General features: G+C 45.6%; 1 protein-coding gene. It reads right to left on the reverse strand.

Annotated features, from left to right (window positions below):
- Positions 1-70: 70 nt before the first annotated feature.
- Positions 71-1,255 (reverse strand): elongation factor Tu, encoded by a 1,185-nt coding sequence (gene tuf, locus AOG26_RS20235; RefSeq protein ID WP_054564107.1) that lies wholly within the window; start codon positions 1,253-1,255, stop codon positions 71-73.

Raw genomic sequence — 1,255 nt, forward strand, 5'->3', positions numbered from 1 at the left:
TTTTCACCCATAAAAAAACCCGAGACTAAGCTCGGGTTTTTCTTAATGCTTAATGCATCACTATAGTTGATTACTCAACGATAGTTGCAACAACACCAGCACCAACTGTACGGCCACCTTCACGGATAGCGAAGCGTAAACCTTCGTCCATCGCGATTGGGCAGATTAGTTCTACAGTCATCTTGATGTTATCACCAGGCATTACCATTTCAACGCCGTCTGGTAACTGTACGTCACCTGTTACGTCAGTTGTACGGAAGTAGAACTGTGGACGGTAACCTTTGAAGAATGGAGTGTGACGACCACCTTCATCTTTAGAAAGTACGTATACTTCTGAAGTGAACTTCGTGTGTGGAGTGATTGAACCAGGCTTAGCTAGTACTTGACCACGTTCAACGTCTTCACGCTTAGTACCACGTAGAAGTGCACCGATGTTCTCACCCGCACGACCTTCGTCTAGAAGCTTACGGAACATCTCAACACCTGTACAAGTTGTCTTCGTAGTTTCTTTGATACCTACGATTTCAACTTCGTCATTCACGTTGATGATACCAGCTTCAACACGGCCAGTTACAACAGTACCACGACCTTGGATTGAGAATACGTCTTCGATAGGCATGATGAATGGCTTATCGATGTCACGCTCTGGCTCTGGGATGTAAGAATCTAGTGCTTCTGCAAGCTCAACGATTTTGTCTTCCCACTCTTTCTCGCCTTCTAACGCTTTAAGCGCTGAACCTTGGATTAGTGGTAAGTCATCACCTGGGAAGTCGTACTCAGAAAGAAGTTCACGAACTTCCATCTCAACTAGCTCAAGTAGCTCTTCGTCGTCAACCATGTCACATTTGTTCATGAATACGATGATGTAAGGTACACCAACCTGACGAGAAAGTAGGATGTGCTCACGAGTTTGTGGCATAGGACCGTCAGTCGCAGCAACTACTAGGATTGCGCCGTCCATTTGAGCAGCACCAGTGATCATGTTTTTAACATAATCGGCGTGTCCTGGACAGTCTACGTGTGCGTAGTGACGAGTTGGAGTATCGTACTCAACGTGTGAAGTTGAGATTGTGATACCACGCTCACGCTCTTCTGGAGCGTTATCGATTGATGCGAAGTCTTTAGCTACACCACCGTATACTTTTGCAAGTACGTTAGTGATTGCTGCTGTTAGAGTTGTTTTACCGTGGTCAACGTGGCCGATTGTACCAACGTTTACGTGCGGTTTTACGCGTTCAAACTTTTCTTTTGCCAT

Source organism: Pseudoalteromonas sp. UCD-33C, from assembly GCF_001306895.1.
Classification (GTDB): Bacteria; Pseudomonadota; Gammaproteobacteria; order Enterobacterales; family Alteromonadaceae; genus Pseudoalteromonas.

What these genes read in the sequence shown, in the direction of transcription:
- tuf (WP_054564107.1), bottom strand. Translation starts at nt 1,255, where the DNA reads ATGGCAAAAGAAAAGTTTGAACGCGTAAAACCGCACGTAAACGTTGGT.